General features: G+C 69.9%; 15 protein-coding genes. 6 read left to right on the forward strand and 9 right to left on the reverse strand.

Annotated elements, in window-relative coordinates; genetic code table 11:
- Positions 1-190: 190 nt before the first annotated feature.
- The 4 genes from EYW49_RS05570 to hemB form a co-directional block, all read right to left on the reverse strand.
- Entirely contained in the window at positions 191-1468 is a 1278-nt protein-coding gene (locus EYW49_RS05570; RefSeq protein WP_131307056.1) for a L,D-transpeptidase family protein, read from the reverse strand.
- 674 nt (positions 1469-2142) lie between these two features.
- Positions 2143-2655: a transcriptional regulator LdtR gene (gene ldtR, locus EYW49_RS05580; RefSeq protein ID WP_131307060.1), complete on the reverse strand. Its 513-nt coding sequence runs from the start codon at positions 2653-2655 to the stop codon at positions 2143-2145.
- 231 nt (positions 2656-2886) lie between these two features.
- Complete coding sequence (locus EYW49_RS05585; RefSeq protein ID WP_165498137.1) at positions 2887-4323, reverse strand: branched-chain amino acid ABC transporter permease; 1437 nt, start codon at positions 4321-4323, stop codon at positions 2887-2889.
- Positions 4320-5315: a porphobilinogen synthase gene (gene hemB / locus EYW49_RS05590; protein ID WP_131307256.1), complete on the reverse strand. Its 996-nt coding sequence runs from the start codon at positions 5313-5315 to the stop codon at positions 4320-4322. The genes EYW49_RS05585 and hemB overlap by 4 nt, the downstream gene beginning before the upstream one ends.
- 325 nt (positions 5316-5640) lie before the next feature.
- Here hemB and EYW49_RS05595 point away from each other — a divergent pair, with 325 nt between their 5' ends.
- From EYW49_RS05595 to EYW49_RS05605, 3 genes are read left to right on the forward strand one after another with little or no spacing between them, the layout of a single operon-like run.
- A complete protein-coding gene (locus EYW49_RS05595; RefSeq protein WP_131307064.1) occupies positions 5641-6714 on the forward strand; it encodes an enoyl-CoA hydratase/isomerase family protein in 1074 nt (357 codons plus the stop codon).
- A gap of 22 nt (positions 6715-6736) precedes the next feature.
- Positions 6737-7201, forward strand: coding sequence for a DUF6163 family protein (locus tag EYW49_RS05600; protein ID WP_131307066.1), 465 nt, complete (start codon positions 6737-6739; stop codon positions 7199-7201).
- Between the two features lie 46 nt (positions 7202-7247).
- Positions 7248-8495 carry a threonine ammonia-lyase gene (locus tag EYW49_RS05605; protein WP_131307068.1) on the forward strand — a complete coding sequence of 416 codons (1248 nt, stop codon included), beginning with the start codon at positions 7248-7250 and terminating at the stop codon, positions 8493-8495.
- A gap of 7 nt (positions 8496-8502) precedes the next feature.
- Here EYW49_RS05605 and EYW49_RS05610 read toward each other — a convergent pair whose 3' ends face one another.
- Entirely contained in the window at positions 8503-9036 is a 534-nt protein-coding gene (locus tag EYW49_RS05610; RefSeq protein WP_131307070.1) for a YgjV family protein, read from the reverse strand.
- A gap of 188 nt (positions 9037-9224) precedes the next feature.
- Between EYW49_RS05610 and EYW49_RS05615 the strand changes: the two genes are divergently transcribed.
- A complete protein-coding gene (locus EYW49_RS05615) occupies positions 9225-9719 on the forward strand; it encodes an RDD family protein (protein ID WP_131307072.1) in 495 nt (164 codons plus the stop codon).
- Between the two features lie 190 nt (positions 9720-9909).
- Positions 9910-10662, forward strand: coding sequence for an arginyltransferase (locus EYW49_RS05620; protein WP_131307074.1), 753 nt, complete (start codon positions 9910-9912; stop codon positions 10660-10662).
- Between the two features lie 40 nt (positions 10663-10702).
- On the opposite strand, the gene EYW49_RS05625 is transcribed toward EYW49_RS05620, so the two are convergent.
- Complete coding sequence (locus EYW49_RS05625) at positions 10703-11170, reverse strand: hypothetical protein (RefSeq protein WP_131307076.1); 468 nt, start codon at positions 11168-11170, stop codon at positions 10703-10705.
- Positions 11171-11424: 254 nt separating this feature from the next.
- Positions 11425-13704, reverse strand: coding sequence for a DNA topoisomerase IV subunit A (gene parC / locus EYW49_RS05630; RefSeq protein ID WP_131307078.1), 2280 nt, complete (start codon positions 13702-13704; stop codon positions 11425-11427).
- A gap of 153 nt (positions 13705-13857) precedes the next feature.
- Here parC and EYW49_RS05635 point away from each other — a divergent pair, with 153 nt between their 5' ends.
- Positions 13858-16071, forward strand: coding sequence for a putative bifunctional diguanylate cyclase/phosphodiesterase (locus EYW49_RS05635; RefSeq protein ID WP_131307080.1), 2214 nt, complete (start codon positions 13858-13860; stop codon positions 16069-16071).
- Between the two features lie 23 nt (positions 16072-16094).
- Here the strand turns inward: EYW49_RS05635 and recO are convergent, their stop codons facing one another.
- Positions 16095-16850 (reverse strand): DNA repair protein RecO, encoded by a 756-nt coding sequence (gene recO / locus EYW49_RS05640; protein WP_131307082.1) that lies wholly within the window; start codon positions 16848-16850, stop codon positions 16095-16097.
- Positions 16851-16876: 26 nt separating this feature from the next.
- Positions 16877-17785: a GTPase Era gene (gene era, locus EYW49_RS05645; RefSeq protein ID WP_131307258.1), complete on the reverse strand. Its 909-nt coding sequence runs from the start codon at positions 17783-17785 to the stop codon at positions 16877-16879.
- Positions 17786-17860: the final 75 nt, after the last annotated feature.

Raw genomic sequence — 17860 nt, forward strand, 5'->3', positions numbered from 1 at the left:
GAAGGACCACGGGTCGCGCAAACGGGAGCGCCGCCGAGGTCTCGCCTCGGCGGGGGCCGGATAGCACGAATCGCGGGAGATTGCGCGCCCCGCGGCGCGACCCACACGGAAATGCGCACGACCGCCGCAGAAGCGACGGTCGTCGATCATCGTGCAATGGAAGCGAGCCGAGCGGTTGGTTTCGAAAGGGTCAGTCCTGAGCGACCAGCATGCCGACGCCGTCGCGATTGTAGATGTCGTCGCGGAAGTTGACGATGCCCTCGCGGGTCACCCACGCGGTCATGTAGTTGGTGTAGACCGGCACCGTGACCTTGAGCTTGGCGTCGAGGCGGGCGCCGTTGTTCAGCGCATCGTCGACCGCCTGGGGCGTCCAACCGGGGGTGTCGCGCAACAGCCAGGTCACCAGACCGCGGATGTTCTGGATGCGCATGCAGCCCGACGAATAGAATCGGTTGCTGTCGCCGAACAGATCCTTGAACGGCGTATCGTGCATGTAGACGTCATAAGAGTTGGGAAAGGTCACCTTGACCGTCGACATGGCGTTGTCGCCGCCCGGATCCTGCCGGAACTGGTACTGCATCGCCTGGGCCCCGTTCCAGTCGATCGACTCGGCGGGGATCTCCTGGTTGTGGCCGTCGAAGATGCGGATGTGGTTCTTGGCCAGATAGTCCGGCTCGGTCTGCATCTTGGGGATCAGATCCTTGCGGATGATCGAGACCGGCACGTGCCAATAGGGGTGGAAGTTGATCTCCTGGACCTTGGAGGTCAGCACCGGGGTCTGGCGATCGTTCTTGCCGACCACCGCATTGTGGCGCTCGACGACGCGGCCGCCCTCGACCATCTCGAGCTCGGCGGCCGGGATGTTGAGGAAGATGTAGCGGTCGCCGAGGAAGCCCGACATGGCGCGGATGCGCACCAGATTGGTCTCGAGCTGGCGTAGGCGCACGTCGGCCGGGACGTTCATGACGTCCATCACCGTCTGATCGACGACGCCGTCGGCCCGCAGGCCGTGGCGGATCTGGAAGCGGCGCACCGCGGCGTCGACGTAGGAATCGAACGTGTCGGAATTGCCCATGCGGACGGCGTCGGCGGGCATGTCGCCGGCCATCGCCAGACGGTCGCGCAGAATGCGGACGACCTCGCTGCGGGAGCCGACCTTGAGACTGGTCGGCGCCTCGACCCGCGGCCAGCCACCGCGGGCGACGAGATCCTGCATCCGCGGCAAGGTCTGCTCGATCGCCGCGACGGTGTCGGGCGAGAGCAGCGGCGCGTCGGCCTTCATGTCGGCGACCCGGGTGGACGCCCCCGAATCGAACTTCTGCTGCCACTCGCGCACGCCGGGGCCGCGCTGGAAGGCGTCGATCGGGTTGGCTTCCTGGGCCAGGGCATGCGAACTCACGACGAGTCCGGCGATTCCGGCGAGAAGGCCGCGCCGGGTCGGGCGGCGATTGGCAGGCAGGTGGTGCACCGTCGATATCTCCCAGGCGATCAGGGTCGGACGCGCCGTTCGGGCGTGCCGCCGACGCGGTCCGTTCGGTGATCGAACGGCGGTCGCGCGAGCCGGACGGCCGTCACCCCACGAACGAACGGCGGGGGCGGCGTGGCTTCCTCACCCTCTCGATACGCTTCCCAATATGGCCGATTCATGTCGCCTTGGCTCCTCACCCCCGCGTGATCGACAGCGCGCGACGATGGGGCGGCGACCGTTCCCGAACGGCAACGGGCGACGTCGGGGAAGGCCCGCGCAAGGGCTCTCGCTCACGAACGCGCCCGCTCCTCGGCGGTCATCCCCGGCCGGAGCCGGTCTGCCGGCGGAGGGGAAGGGGATCCCGGGGTGCGCCGCTGAGCCTTCGGCGTTTCCCGTGTGGCCTCTGGGCCGCCTTCCCTCGCCCTTCGGGCTCGCCGGGGGCGACGACCGAGACCCCGGAGCGACCGGAAGGACGCCCGCGTCGCGGAAATCGGTGTCCGATTCTCCTGCCCCAACGCACGAAGCCGGGACGGGGCCCGGCTTCGATTCGGTCTGCGGAAGGGAAGGAGCGCTTCGGCTCAGAGGCGCCAGAGGATCTGGTCGGTCCAGAAGCGCACGAAGCCGGGACGGGCCCGGCTTCGATTCGGTCTGCGGAAGGGAAGGAGCGCTTCGGCTCAGAGGCGGTAGAGGATCTGGTCGGTCCAGAAGCGCTCCAGGCGCTGCAGCGACTTGTTGATCGCCGTGAACTCGCCGACGCCGATGCCGCCGACCTGTTCGATCGAGCGCAGCTGACGATCGTAGAGGCGATCGACCACCACCGCGATCTCGCGACCCTTGTCGGTCAGCGACACGCGGACCGAGCGGCGATCGATGCGCGAGCGCTCGTGCTTGACGTAGCCGCCCTCGACCAGCTTCTTGAGATTGTAGGAGACGTTGGAGCCGAGATAGTAGCCGCGGGTGCGCAACTCGCCGGCGGTCAGTTCGGCACCGCCGATGTTGAACAGCAACAGCGCCTGGACCGAGTTGACGTCGTCGCGGCCGACGCGGTCGAATTCGTCCTTGATCACGTCGAGGAGCCGGCGATGCAGTCGCTCGACGAGCGTGAGGGCCTCGAGGTAGAGCGGGCGGATGGCCTCCTGCTCCTCGGTGCGGTGGCTGAAGTCTGCCACCTTCTTGACGCTGGTCATTGTTGTTCGCCTCACACTACTTGGATTTCCGCGGGCTTTCGGCCCCTTTTCGTGTGTAGACCATACGAACTCGACTCTAAAATCGCCTTAAATTGCATCATGAAATTTCTGTAAACTCTCCGTACCGAGAAACTTGCTGAACATAATCCGAAGATGAAAGCGAGAATGCGATTCATCTCTCGCAAACCATTCGCCTTGCATCTTCGGAAAGCATGACCGCGGAAATCCCGGTCAGCGGTCGAGGTCGGGTTCCTCGAGCGCCGCGGCGGTCCCGAGCAGGCCGGCCGGGCGGAACATCAGCACCGCCGCCAGCGCCGCGAGGACCGCGACGTCGCGCCACTCTTCGCCGAACACCGCGGACCACAGGGTTTCGCCGAGCCCGAGCAGCAGGCCGCCGAGCGCGCCGCCGGGCAGAGAGCCGATGCCGCCGACCACCGCCGCGACCACCGCCTTGAGGCCGAGCAGGGTGCCCATGGCGAAGGAGGTGCCGCCGAAGGCGAGCGTCAGCACCGCCCCGGCCAAGGCGGCCAGCGCCGCGGAGAGCGCGAAGGTGACCACCAGCACCCGCGCCGGATCGATGCCGAGCAGGCGGGCCATGGCGCGATCGTCGGCGACCGCCCGCCACGCCCGGCCGAAGCGGGTGCGCGGCCACACGCCCAGCACCGCCACCACCGCGACGGTCGCGAGCGCGGCGATCAGCAGGCGCATCGGCGTCACCATCACCGGGAAGGGTCCGTCGGCGACCATCAGCGGGCGGTTGAGAATCGGCGGCAGGAAGCGGTCGCGCGCGCCTTGCGAGCGGGCGATGAATTCCTGCAGGACGATCGACAGGCCGACGGTGGCGACCAGCAGCGGCCGGGTGGTGCGGAACGCCAGCGGCTCGAACACCACGCGGCCGAGCACCGCGCCCCAGGCGGCGGTCACGGCGACCGCCACGACCAGCCCACCGGCGACCATCGCCCCGCCCTCGCCGAATCCCGCCGCCTCGACCGCCAGGGCGCCGATCAGCGCGCCATAGGCGCCGAGGGTGGCGATGTCGCCGAAGGCGAAATTGACGCGGCCGACGAGGCCCCAGATCAGCGAGCAGGCGAGCCCGAGCAACGCATAGAGCGCGCAAGGGGCGAGCGCATCGACGCCGCGCTGGAGCCACAGGGCGGCGTCGGCCGGCAAGGTCGTCAGGCCGTGGGGATCGGCGGCGGGATCGACGACGATCCGGGTCGCCGAGTCGGCGAGCGCCGCGGGGTCGCCGAGCCAGAAGCGTTTGAGGAAATAGAGGCGGCTCGGTCCGAGGTCGCCGTCGGCGGTGCGCACGCCGAGCAGGGCGCGGCGATCGCCACTGCCGGTCTCGTCGCCGAAGGCGCAGACGAGATCGGTGACCCGCCCGGGGCTGCCCGGCACTTCGACGCGGTAGCGGACGCGCAGGTTGTCGCGGCGCTCCGGCGTCTCGGCGACCGCCAGCACGGTGACGCGGGCGTCGGGGCCTTCCAGCGCCGGCACCAGCGAAATACAGGTCTCGCGGTTGAGGGGATCGATCACCGCGCAGGCGGCGAGGATCGAAAGACCGAAGGCGAGGACGGCGAGGCACGCGAGGCTGGCGGGGAGCCGCCCCCACCCCGTCGGTGCGGGGCGGGTCGACGCCCGGGCGAGCGAGGGCGCCCGCCGCGTCACCCCTCGGCCTTCAGCCGTTCGGCGACCAGCGGCGCGAAATAGGTCAGCACGCCATCGGCGCCGGCCCGCTTGAAGGCGACCAGGCTCTCGATCATCGCCCGCTCGCCATCGATCCAGCCGTTCAGCGCCGCGGCGCGGATCATCGCGTATTCGCCGGACACCTGATAGGCGAAGGTCGGCACCCCGAAGGTCGACTTGAGGCGCTGGAGGATGTCGAGATAGGGCATCCCCGGCTTGACCATGATCATGTCGGCGCCTTCGTCAAGGTCGAGCGCGGCCTCGCGGATCGCTTCTTCCGAGTTGGCGGGATCCATCTGATAGGTACGTTTGTCGCCGCGCAGGGTCTTGTTGGTGCCGACCGCGTCGCGGAACGGCCCGTAGAAGGCCGAGGCGTATTTGGCCGAATAGGCCATGATCTGGACGGCGTGGAAGCCGGCGCCGTCGAGGCCGCGGCGGATCGCGCCGATGCGGCCATCCATCATGTCGGACGGCGCGATGACGTCGGCACCGGCCTCGGCATGGATCAGCGCCTGGGCGACGAGGTACGCGACAGTGGCGTCGTTGACGATCTCGTCGCCGTTCATCAGGCCGTCGTGGCCGTGGCTGGTGTAGGGGTCGAGGGCGACGTCGGTGATCAGGCCGATCTCCGGCACCTCCGCCTTGATGGCGCGCACCGCCCGGCAGATCAGATTGTCGGGGTTCAGCGCTTCCGTTGCCCCCTCGTCGCGCAGGTCGGGGTCGGTGTAGGGAAACAGCGCCAGGGCCGGAATGCCGAGGGTGGCGGCGCGTTCGGCGGCGCGCACCGCGAGATCGACCGACAGGCGCTCGACGCCGGGCATCGAGGCGACCGGCTGGGCGAGCTTCTCGCCGTCGACGACGAACAACGGCCAGATCAGGTCGTCGATGCCGAGGCGGGTCTCGCGCACCATGCGGCGCGACCAGTCGGTGCGACGATTGCGGCGCATGCGCCGACCCGACAGGATGGCCGCCATGTCGGCGGCGGCACGTCCGGCATTCAGATGCTTCTCGCTCATCTCGATCGATCCTTCGGGCGCTGTCCCGATGCGCGGCCCCGTGCGGCCCGCGGGCCCTGACTAGCACGCGTCGGCGTCCCGGTCACGCCGGACCGGGCGGCGGGCGTGCCGCGCCGATCTGCTCTGCCGGTGCCGGCGAGCGACGCTCTCGCCGCGGGCGACGGCGACGGCTATGCTCGGGCCGCCGGTCCGGCCGTCGCGCGCACGGGGGCCCGGCCGCCGGACGTCCCCGACCTCGGCGATCTTCCCTTTCCACGGCATCCCAACAGGCAACGGAGCGGCGATGAGCGGCGAGTTCTCCACCGACGAGATCAAGTTCGAACGACGCGGCCGCGCCGGCGTGGTGATCCTCGATCGACCGAAGGCGCTGAATGCGTTGAACCGGGCGATGGTGCGGGCGATGAAGGCGCAGCTCGACGCCTGGGTCGTCGATCCGAACATCGGCCAGGTGCTGCTGACCTCGACCAGCGAGAAGGCCTTCTGTGCCGGCGGCGACATCCGCCGCATCCACGACATGGGTCGGGCCGGCGAGCCGGACCTGACCGGGTTCTTCTTCGACGAATATCAACTCGACCTCGCCATCCACCGCTGCCCCAAGCCCTTCGTGTCGCTGATCGACGGCATCTGCATGGGCGGCGGCATCGGCTTGTCGATGCACGCGCCGTTCCGGGTCGGCTCGGAGAAGGCGCTGTTCGCCATGCCCGAGGTGACCATCGGCTTCTTCCCCGACGTCGGCGGCGCCCATGTGCTGGCGCATCTGCCGGGCGAGACCGGCATCTATCTGGCGATGACCGGCGGCCGGGTGAAATGCGCCGATGCCGCCGCGCTCGGCCTCCTCACCCATGTCGTGGCCAGCGCCCAGATGGGCGACCTCGCCGCGGCGCTGACCACCACCCACGACGTGGCGGCGACGATCACCGCCTTCACCGGGCCGATCCCCGGCGAGACGCCGATCGCCGACCGCCGGGCGACCATCGACCGGCTGTTTTCCGGCGACGACGCGCCGACCATCCTCGCGCGGCTCGACGCCGAGAGCGGGCCGGACGCCGACTGGGCGCACGCCACCGCCGCGGAGATCCGCACCAAGTCGCCGACCTCGGTGGCGCTGGCGCTGCACCAGGTGCGGGTCGCCCGCGATCTCGACGTCGAGGCCTGTCTGGTACTCGACGGCCGCATCGTCAGCCACATCCTCCAGGGCCACGACTTCTACGAAGGCGTGCGCTCGGTGCTGGTCGATCGCGACAATCGCCCGAACTGGCAGCCGGCCACCTTCGAAGAGATCGCGCCGGGGGCGATCGAAGCCCACTTGACGACCATCCCCGCGGGCGGCGACATCGTGTTCCCGCCTTCGCGGTGACCAACCGGAGACCGCACGCGCCATGCCGCGGATCGACAGCCTCGCCGCCCCTCATCAGCCGCCGCCCGCCGAGCGCCGTCCACGCTGGCGGGTGATGCACGACGTCTATCTGCGGCTCCTGGCGGTGGTCCATCTGGTGTGGAGCCTGTGGGAATGGGCGGCGGTGATCGGCCTCGTGCCGCCGGTGTTCGGGGTCGAACAACGGGCGATCCTGCCGCGGCTCGGCGCCACCTATTTCTTCGCGGCGCTCGATCCGATGGCGGCGGTCGGCCTGTGGTTCGGCTCGGTGTGGGGCACCGCGACCTGGCTGGTGGTGACCTTCGCGCGGATGATCATCCACACCGGCTTCGCCGGCCTGTTCGGCTGGACCGGGCCGTGGACGATCGTCCAGGCGGTGTCGGTGGTGGTCTATCTGGCGCTGTTCTTCCTCGCCGAACGGGCCGATCGCGAGGCCCGCAAGACCCGTCGCCGCCGCGCCCCCGGCTGAAACCCGCCCCGCCTTCCCCGCGCCGTCCCGAGAGGCCCCTGCCCCGATGCCGAAGCCGCCCACCGATCTCCGCCTGCCGACGCTCGACGACGTACGCGACGCGGCGCGCCTCATCGCCGGCGCGGTGATCCGCACGCCGTTCCTGCCGGCGCCGCGGCTGTCGCAACTGACCGGTGCCCGGGTGTGGGTGAAGTACGAGAACCTCCAGGTCACCGCCGCCTTCAAGGAACGCGGGGCGCTGGTCAAGCTGCTCGGCCTCGACGCGGCGGCGCGGGCGCGCGGGGTGATCGCCATGTCGGCGGGCAACCACGCCCAGGCGGTGGCCTATCACGCCACCCGGCTCGGCATCCGCTCGACCATCGTCATGCCGGAGACCACGCCGCACGTGAAGGTCGCAGCGACCCGCGGCTTCGGGGCCGAAGTGGTGCTGTCGGGCGAGACGGTGGCGGAGGCCGAGATCGAGGCCGAGCGCCTGCGGCTGCGCGACGGCGCGACCTTCGTGCATCCGTACGACGATTTCGACGTGATCCGCGGCCAGGGCACCATGGCGCTGGAGATGCTCGAGGACGAACCCGACCTCGAGGTGATGGTGGTGCCGGTCGGCGGCGGCGGTCTGATCGGCGGCATCGCCACCGCGGCCAAGGCGCTGGCGCCGCGCATCGAGATCGTCGGGGTCGAGACCCGGCTCTATCCGGCGATGTGGGCGGAGCTGCGCGACCTGCCGGTGGTCGCCGGCGGCACGACGCTGGCCGAGGGCATCGCGGTGCGCCGGGTCGGGCTGATCAATCTGGAAATCGCCCGCCGCCTGCTCGACGACCTGATCCTGGTCGAGGAGAGCGACATCGAACGGGCGGTCTATTTCTATCTGACGCTGCAGAAGACCATGGCCGAGGGCGCCGCCGGGGCGGGGTTGGCGGCGCTGATGACCGCGCCGGAGCGCTTCCGCGGGCGCAAGGTCGGGCTGGTGCTGTGCGGCGGCAACATCGATCCGCGCATCCTGTCGTCGATCATGGTGCGGGAACTGGCGCGCGAGGAAAAGATCGTGGCGATCCGCCTGATCATTCCCGACCGCCCGGGGGTGCTCGGCGAGATCACCACGGTGCTCGGCCGGATGGGCGGCAACATCCTGGAGGTCGAACACCGCCGCACGGTGCTCAAGGTGCCGGCCAAGGGCGCGAGCCTCGACGTGGTGTTCGAGACCCGCGACGGCGCGCACGCCCAGGAGATCATCGCCGCGCTGGAGGCGCTCGACTACACGGTGGAACGGTTGGGGCAGACGGATCGGCAGAGCTGAGACCGCCTCACAGCGGCAGGTCGGTGGCGTCGTCGGCGGCCGCGGCGGCGCGGTCGCGGCGGAGTCGAATCATGGTGGCGGCGTTGACCACGGCGATGATCGTCTCCAGCGCGACGCCGCCGATCGAACCGCTCAGCCAGTTGTTGGCGAGCCAGGCCAGGGTGCAGCCGAACAGCGCCAGGCGCAGGGCGATGCCGCGCATCAGGAACAGCGCCACGGTGGCGACCGAGCCGGCGGCGACCGGGATCCAGCCGACGCCGTGAGCGCCGACCCAGAAGCCGACGCCGATGTTGACCAGCACCAGCACCAGGGCCATCCACGGCGAGCGGGTCCGTATCGCCAGGAAGGAACGCACGCCGGAGATCGCCGCGGTCGAGCCGGCCGGCAGATTGCCGAGCAGCACGAAATGCACCGCATAGGCGAAGCTCTGCGCCGAGTTGAAGGCCTTGAGGCGGCCGTCGCGTTTCTGCAGGAAGGCCGAAATGCCGAGTGCAAAGGCGAGATAGCCGACACACTGGGCGGTCGAGAAGGGATCCGTCATCGTCGTCCCGTTCGGGAAGGAGCCTCACGGCCACCCTCGGGCAGGGTCGCTTCGCTCGGAGCCGCTCGCGCAAACTAACCGTCCGGAGACGACGAGGGAACCGTCGCTCGTGCATGGCACGCGCCCGCCCTTGCCGGTTCCGGTCCGACACCCCATTTTGTGGACTCACGTTAGCCGAGGATGCCGCGATGAGCCAGCCGACCCAGCAGATCGTCATCAGATGGGTGTTCGATCCCGTCCTGGAACCGGACCTGTTCGAGGGTCTGTTGTCGCGACGCTGCTTCGCCTTCCTGTTCGATCTGATCGCCGTGTCGCTCCTGTGGCTGGTCGCGGCCTTCGTGGTGTTCTTCCTGGGGCTCGCGACCTTCGGGCTGGCGTGGCTGGTCTATCCGGCGCTGTGGCCGGTGATCGGCCTGCTCTACACCGTCTCCGGCCTGTCCGGCCCGAGTTCGGCGACCGCCGGCATGCGGGCGATGGGCCTGTCGATGCGCACCCTCGACGGAGCCCGACCGGACGCGCTCCGGGCGCTGTTCCACGTGGTGATCTTCTATGCCCTGAGCTTCGGCCTGACGCCGCTGGTCCATCTGATCGGCCTGTTCAACGTGCGCCGCCAGTTGCTCCAGGACATGATCGTCGGCGTGGTGGTGCTCGACGGCCGGGTGTTGGCGATGACCGGGCGGTGAGCCCGCCGCGGCGCGGCGCCACCGTCGCGAAATCCGCCACGACGCGCGGTTTCTCGGCAATCGACGTCTTTGCGACGAGGGCGGTCCCGGACTATCCTGGGGATCGGGAGGCGCGCCGTCGGGGTGCGCCGCCCGTGGGAGACCTCGCCGGCGGTGTCGATTGCCGCCCCGGCCACACGTGGGACCGGTCATGACGAAGCACCCCCTCGACGCGCCGCTGTTCTACCTGACCGCTCCGGCGGCATGCCCCTATTTGCCGACCCGCCAGGAACGCAAGGTGTTCACCCATCTGGTCGGTCTCGGGGCGCCGGCGCTCAACGACATCCTGACCCAGGGTGGCTTCCGCCGGTCGCAGAACATCGCCTATCGCCCGGCCTGCGACGGCTGCCGGGCCTGCGTGTCGGTGCGCATCGTCGTCGACGAGTTCGACTGGACGCGCGGCTTCCGCAAGGTGATGAGGCGCAACGACGATCTCGTCGGGGCGATCAAGGGGGCCGCCCCGACCTCCGAGCAATACGGCCTGTTCCGGCGCTATCTCGACGCCCGTCACGCCGACGGCGGCATGGCCGACATGTCGGTGCTCGACTTCTCGATGATGATCGAGGACACCCACGTCGACACGATGGTGATCGAATATCGGCGGCGCGGCCCCGACACCGGGATCACCGGGCGCGGACGCGGGCCGGCGCTCGGGGTGGCGCTGACCGACCTGCTCGCCGACGGTCTGTCGATGGTCTATTCGTTCTACGACCCGGACGAGGATGCCCGCGGCCTCGGCACCTTCATGATCCTCGACCACGTCCGCCGCGCCAAGGAGCGCGGCCTGCCCTACGTCTATCTCGGCTATTGGGTCGAGGGCGCGCGCAAGATGGACTACAAGCGCCGCTTCCTGCCGCAGCAGCATCTCGGGCCGATCGGCTGGGGCGCGCCGGAGAGCGAGTGACTCCGCCGCAGGGACCTGGAACGCTGTGAACCCGTGCCGCTCAGCGGCCGGGCAGCAGGCGCGCGAGGAAGCCCGGCACGAAGCGCGGCAGGGCGGAGGCGAGCGCCGGGCCGGGCAAGCCGCCGGCGGGCCGCTGCGACAGGACGTCGGCACGGCGGGCGGCGGGCAGCGCCGCGGCCTTGATCTCGGCCAGGGTCTCGCCGGATCCGCGCGCCACGAACTTGCGACCGTCGCGCAGCAGCACGACGAACAGCCGATCCGACCCGTCGGGGCGGGCCGACGTTGCGCCGAACGGCGCGAAACCGTCGCGCTCGGCCCATTTCGCCAGATATTCGCCGACCCGGCCCTCGCCGGCGGCGGCGGCCCCGACCACGTCGGTGGCCAGGAAGATGTCCTCCACCACGCCGTCGATCGAGGTCAGGCGCAGACGCGCCCGGCCCGCCTCGGAATAGCGGACGCGAACCACCTCGGGCTCGAAATCTCCCGAGAGAATCTCGAATGACGCCATCGATCCCATCCCCCCGGACAAACCCGCCGTACGCCAGCGACGCACCGCCCCCCGCGGTATCGTCGCATCCGGCGGATCCGGACATCACCGGACGTCAAGCTATCGGTCCGCAATCCCACGCGCAACCGAGACGGGCGTCGTAGATGACGAGATCGTGTCGTTCATCCACCGATATGGTGAAGCGGGCGAGACCCGATCGTGCCGTTGCGGCACGCGGGCACCCGCGTCCGTCGCTCACCGGCCGGGCGCTGCCATCACGCGTTGTCGAAGCGGTTGGTCTTGGGGAAGCCGGCGGGCGGCAGGCGGCCGGCGTCGCCGCGGTTGCCGAGCCAGTCCTTCAGTTCCGCGAGGCTGCGGGTGAAGGAGCGGCCGGCGCTGCCGGTCCAGGTCAGGCCGGTCGCCCCGACGAAGCACTTGACCGCGGCGATGCCGCCGTCGCGATAGCGCTGCAGGCGCACGCCGGACCCGCGGGTCATCACCGGCACCTGGTCGAGCGGGAACACCAGCAGCTTGCGGTTGTCGCCGATCACCGCGACGTGGGTGGCGCCGTCGGGCACCTCGACGCAGATGCGCGCCTCGTCGGCCGCCCCGAGGTTCAGCACCTGTTTGCCCTTGCGGGTCTGGGCGACCATGTCGCTCTCGGCGACGACGAAGCCGCGGCCGTCCTTGCCGGCGACCAGCAGGCGGCGGGTGGGCGCATGGACGAAGACGTCGAGGACGTCCTGGTCCTGGTCCATGTCGCACTGCAGACGGATCGGCTCGCCCTGGCCGCGGCCGCCCGGCAATTTCGAGGCCTCCAGCGTGTAGAAGCGGCCGCCGGTGGAAAACACCAGCAGCTTGTCGGTGGTTTCGGCCTTGAAGGCGATCCGCAGCTTGTCGCCCTGTTTGAACTCGAGCCGCGAGAAGTCGTCGATGTGGCCCTTCAGCGTGCGCACCCAGCCCTTGTCGGAGACCACCACGGTGATCGGTTCGCGCTCGATCATCGCCTCCATGATGTCGGCGGTGTCGTGCTCGGGGGCATCGGCGAAGGAGGTGCGGCGTTTGCCCAGCGGCGTCTCGGGACCGTATTTGGCGGCGACCCGGCGGATCGAGGCGGCGACGATCTTCCACTGACGCTCCTCGGAGGCGAGCAGCGCGCGGATCTGCTCGGCTTCGGCGGTCAGCGCGTCGTGCTCCTTGCGGATCTCGAATTCCTCGAGCTTGCGCAGGTTCTTCAGCCGCATGTCGAGGATCGCCTGGGCCTGCACGTCGGTGATGGCGAAACGCGCCATCATGAACGGCTTGGGCTCGTCCTCGGTCCGGATGATGTGGATCACTTCGTCGATGTTGAGATAGGCGACGAGCAGGCCGCCGAGGATTTCCAGGCGCTTGACGATCGCCGCCAGACGATGCTCCGAGCGGCGCACCAGCACGGTCTTCTGGTGGTCGAGCCACTGGACGAGAACGTCCTTGAGACCGAGGACGTTGGGGATCACGCCCTGCGACAGCACGTTCATGTTGAGCGAGATGCGGCATTCGAGCTCGGTGAGCTTGAACAGGCTCTCCATCATCAGCTCGGGCGAGGCGTTGCGGCTCTTGGGCACCAGCACGACGCGGACGTCCTGGGTGCTCTCGTCGCGCACGTCCTCGAGCAGCGGCACCTTGCGGTCGTTGATCAGGTCGGCGAGCTTCTCGATCAGCCGGCTCTTGGCGACCTGATAGGGGATCTCGGTGACCACCACCACCCAGGTGCCGCGGCCGAGGTCCTCGACCGCCCAACGGGCACGCAGGCGGAAACCGCCGCGGCCGGTGCGGTAGCTCTCCAGGATCGACGAGCGGCTCTCGACGATGACGCCGCCGGTCGGAAAGTCCGGACCGGGCACCAGTTCGACCAGCTGTTCGATCGGGGTGTCGGGCGCTTCGATCAGCTTCAGCGCGGCGCGACAGACCTCGTGGGCGTTGTGCGGCGGGATCGAGGTCGCCATGCCCACGGCGATGCCGTTGGAGCCGTTGGCGAGCAGATTGGGGAAGGCGCCGGGCAGGACCGTCGGCTCCTCCTCGGAGCCGTCATAGGTCGCGCGGAAGTCGACGGAATCCTCGTCGAGGCCTTCCAGGATCAGCGCGGCGACGTCGGTCAGGCGGGCTTCCGTGTAGCGCATGGCCGCCGGATTGTCGCCGTCGATGTTGCCGAAGTTGCCCTGGCCGTCGACCAGCGGATAGCGCTGGGAGAAGTCCTGGGCGAGGCGCGCCATGGCGTCGTAGACCGCCACGTCGCCGTGGGGGTGATATTTGCCGATCACGTCGCCGACGACGCGGGCGCATTTCTTGAAGGCCGCGCCGGGATCGAGGCGCAGCTCGCGCATCGCATAGAGCAGGCGGCGGTGCACCGGCTTGAGGCCGTCGCGCACGTCGGGCAGCGCCCGGTGCATGATGGTCGACAGGGCATAGGCGAGATAACGCTCCTCGAGCGCATCGCGCAGATTGACCGGCAGCACTTCGCCGCCCGGTCCGTCGTCCCTGTCGCCCCCGCCGGGCGGAATCACGCGTTTTCCCATGCGCCCGAGTTAGCGCGGGGGGGTGGTCGGGGGCAAGGCGAAAGGCGCGGACCGGCGGAGCTGGGGACAACCCGAGGGTCCGTCTTCACGCAAGGTTAAGCCGGCAGCGAGAAAGTGTTTCCGAGACCGCCTCTCGCCCGGATCCGTACCCGCATGTCGAAAGCGCCTTCCGCCGATCGCCCCGAGCCGCATGCCGGCGCCGTACCGACCGCGCACGGCCTTGCGACCGCAACGGTGGCGCTGCTGGAGCGACTGAGGACACCGATCTGGATCTTCGATCTCGACCGTGCGCAGGTGGCCTGGGCCAACAGCGCGGCACTGCGGGTATGGGAAGCGGCGGACATCGCGGAACTGGCGGCGCGCGATCTGTCGGCGGAAATGTCGCTGTCGGTGAAGATGCGGCTCGAACAGTTGCGCGACCTGTTCGAGCGCGGCCCTGCGGCCTTTTCGGAAGTGTGGACGCTCTATCCCGGCGGTCGGCCCAAGACCCAACGGGTGACCTTCAGTGGCCAGCGGCTCGGCGACGGGCGCATGGCGATCCTGTGCGAAGCGCTCGGCGAGATCAACGACACGCCGGAACGGGTGCGCAGCGCCGAGGCGCTGATCCATACGCCGGTGATGATCACCCTCTACGGCCCCGAGCAGCGGCCCCTCTACCGCAATACCGCGGCGGCGGCGTCGATCCCCCATCTCGGGGAACCGCTCGCCGAGCGTTTCGTCGACGCCGCCGATCGGCAGCGGCTCGAGGAGATGGTCGCCGGCCTCGGACATGCGGTGGTGACGGCGCGGATGCGGACCCGCGCGGGCGTGCGCTGGCACGAGATCTCGGCGCGGACGTGCCGCGACGCGGTCAGCGGGCGGCCGGCGCTCCTGGTCAGCGAGACCGACGTGACGGCGCTGAAGACCGCGGAAGAACAGGTGCGCTTCCTCGCCGAGCACGATCTGCTCACCGGCCTGCCCAACCGCACCTTCCTACAGCGCGAGGTGGCGCGGCGGATCGAAGCGGCGCGGGAGGCCGGTTCGAGTCTGGCGTTGCTGTTCATCGACCTCGACCGGTTCAAGACGATCAACGATTCGCTCGGCCATCAGGCCGGCGACGCCCTGCTGGTGGCGGTCGCCGACCGGCTGACCCGGGCCGCCGCCGGCGGCGATCTGGTGGCGCGGCTCGGTGGCGACGAGTTCCTGGTCTGCATCGATCTCGGCCGCGACGGCGACGCACGCGAACGCACCGTGGCCCAGGCGATCCTCGAGGCCTTCGAGGCGCCGATCCGGGTCGGGTCGCGCGAACTGGTGGTCTCCGGATCGATCGGCATCAGCCGCTTCCCCGCCGACGGAAGAGATCTCGACACCCTGATGCGCCATGCCGATCTGGCGATGTATGCCGCCAAGGACCAGGGCTGCAGCCGCTGGGTGACCTTCGATCGGGCGATGACCGACGTCGCCGACAGCCAATTGGCGATGGAATCCTCGCTGCGGCGGGCGCTGGAGCGCGGCGAGTTCGAGCTCTACTACCAGCCGCGTCTGTCGATCGCCGACGACCGCATCATCGGGGCGGAGGCGCTGCTGCGCTGGCACCACCCGACCCGCGGCCTGTTGCTGCCGGGGTGTTTCATCCCCTTCGCCGAGAAGACCGGGCTGATCACCCGGATCGGCGAGAGCGTGATGCGCGAGGCGGCGCTGCAGCAGCGCGCCTGGGCCGACGCCGGCCACGACGTCACCGTGTCGGTCAACATGTCGGGGCGGCAGTTCCGCGACCCGCGGCTGCCGACTGCGGTCGCCGAGATCCTCGCCGAGACCGGCAGCGACCCGTGCCGGATGCAGATCGAGATCACCGAATCGGTGCTGGTCGGCGACGACGCGACCTCGGTCGGGGCGCTGCGGAAGCTCAGCGAACTCGGATTCTCGATCGCCATCGACGACTTCGGCACCGGCTATTCCAATCTCGCGACGCTGCAGTTCCATCCGATCGACGTGCTGAAGATCGACCGCTCCTTCGTCGCCACTCTGGAGACGCGGCCGGAACTGGCGGAACTGATCATCGGCATGTGCCGGCTGCTCGACATGCGGATCGTCGCCGAGGGCGTCGAGACCGAGGAACAGCTCGGCTGGCTGCGCGCCCGCAACTGCCACGAATACCAGGGCTATCTGTTCAGCCCGGCGATCCCCGTCGACAGCTTCGACGCGTTGCTGACGCGGCAGAAGGACTTCGCCGCCGATCCCGGCGACGGCGTCGCACGCTCGCCCTTGTGGGATCTGGTGCCGATGGTCAATCGCACCTCGGACCTCGAATGGGGCGGCCCCGCCGGCGCGCCGTCGAAGGTGCGACGCCTCCGGGCGCTCGGTGCGGCGACCGGCTTTCGCAGCTGAGCGGCCCGCTCCCGTCGCCCGCCCTAAGCCCTCGCCTTCGCCCCGACCCGCGCCAGGGCCGCGAGAAATCCTTCGCGGGTGGCCGGCGGATCGATGCCGCGCGCCTCCCAGACGTGGCGGGCGAGGAAGTGACCGGTGAGGCGAAAGCCGGCGAGGAGATCGGCCAGCGGCGGCGACTCGTCGCGCGCCGCCTCGATCGGCGCGGCGACCAGGAAGGCCGGCAGCGCCAGCAGACGGTCGGCCCAGGGCAATCCGGCGGCGCGGCCGGCGGCACGGCCGGTCGCCGGGCTGACCCAGGCGAGATCGTCGGAGGTTCCGGTCAGGGCGCAGGTGGTGAGATCCAGGCCGAAGCCGAGGGCCTCGATAACCGCCAGTTCGAAACGCACCAGGCGCGCCGCCGCCGGGCCCGGATCGTCGAGGCGGGCGAGGATCGCCAGCGCCGCATAGAGCAGATCGGGATGGGGATCGCGCTCGGGCAGCAGGCGGAAATGGGCGGCCAGCGTCTGCACCGCGTTGAGGCCGAGCGGGTCGGCCATCAGCGCGGCGCCGCGGGCGTCCAGCGTCTCGACCGCGAAGGTGCCGACGTGTTCGTCGAGGCGGGCGCGCCACACCGCGCGCACCGAATTGCCGACCTGGAGGCCGGCGGCGCGGCGCTGCGAGCGGCCGCCCTTGACCACCCCGAGGTGGCGGCCGTGGGCGACGGTCATCAGCTCGACCAGCGCGTCGGCCTCGCCGAGGCGGCGGGCACCGAGAACCAGGCCGACGTCGGTCCATTCCATGGCACGGCCTTCCCGGTCGGCGCGGCTCAGCCCTTGGGGAACTCGAGCCCCATCTCGCGATAGCGCGCCGGGTCGTCGGACCAGTTCTCGCGCACCTTGACGAACACGAACAGATGGACCGGACGCTCGACGATCTCGGCGAGCTCCTTGCGGGCGTTCATCGACACCCACTTGATGGTCTCGCCGCCGGCGCCGAGGACGATGCGCTTCTGGCTCTCGCGAGCGACGTAGATGGTCTGCTCGATGCGCACCGAGCCGTCCTTCTGCTCCTTCCACTGCTCCGTCTCGACGGTCGATTCGTAGGGCAGTTCGTCGTGGAGGCGCAGGAACACCTTTTCGCGGGTGATCTCGGCGGCGAGCTGGCGCATCGGCAGATCGGAAATCTGGTCGGCCGGGTAGAGCCAGGGGCCGGCCGGCATGGCGGCGGCGAACCAGGCGAGCACGTCGGCGACGCCGTCGCCGTTCTCGGCCGAGATCATGAAGGTCTCGGTGAAGTTCGCGCGGGCGTTGGCGGCCTGGGCCAGCGCCAGCAGCGCATCGCGGCGCATCAGGTCGATCTTGTTGAGGATCAGCACCTTGCGGCGATGGACCTCGCCCAGCTGGTCGAACAGCGCGGAGGAGGTGTCGTCGAAGCCCTTCTTGGCGTCGAGCAGCACCGCCACCAGATCGGCGTCGGAGGCGCCGCCCCAGGCGCCGGCGACCATGGCGCGGTCGAGCCGGCGGCGCGGACGGAAGATGCCGGGGGTGTCGACGAAGATCACCTGGGCCTCGTCGACCATGGCGATGCCGCGCACCAGGGCGCGGGTGGTCTGGACCTTGTGGGTGACGATCGACACCTTGGAGCCGACCAGGGCGTTGAGCAGGGTCGACTTGCCGGCATTGGGGGCGCCGATCAGCGCGACGAAGCCGGCGCGGGTGCCCGGGGTCGCCGACATCAGGCCGGCGGCGGAACGCGCGGCGGCGATCGCGGCGGCCTCGGTCGCGGCGGCCTCGGTCGCGGCGGCCTCGGT

This window comes from Siculibacillus lacustris (genome assembly GCF_004328075.1).
GTDB lineage: Bacteria > Pseudomonadota > Alphaproteobacteria > Rhizobiales > Ancalomicrobiaceae > Siculibacillus > Siculibacillus lacustris.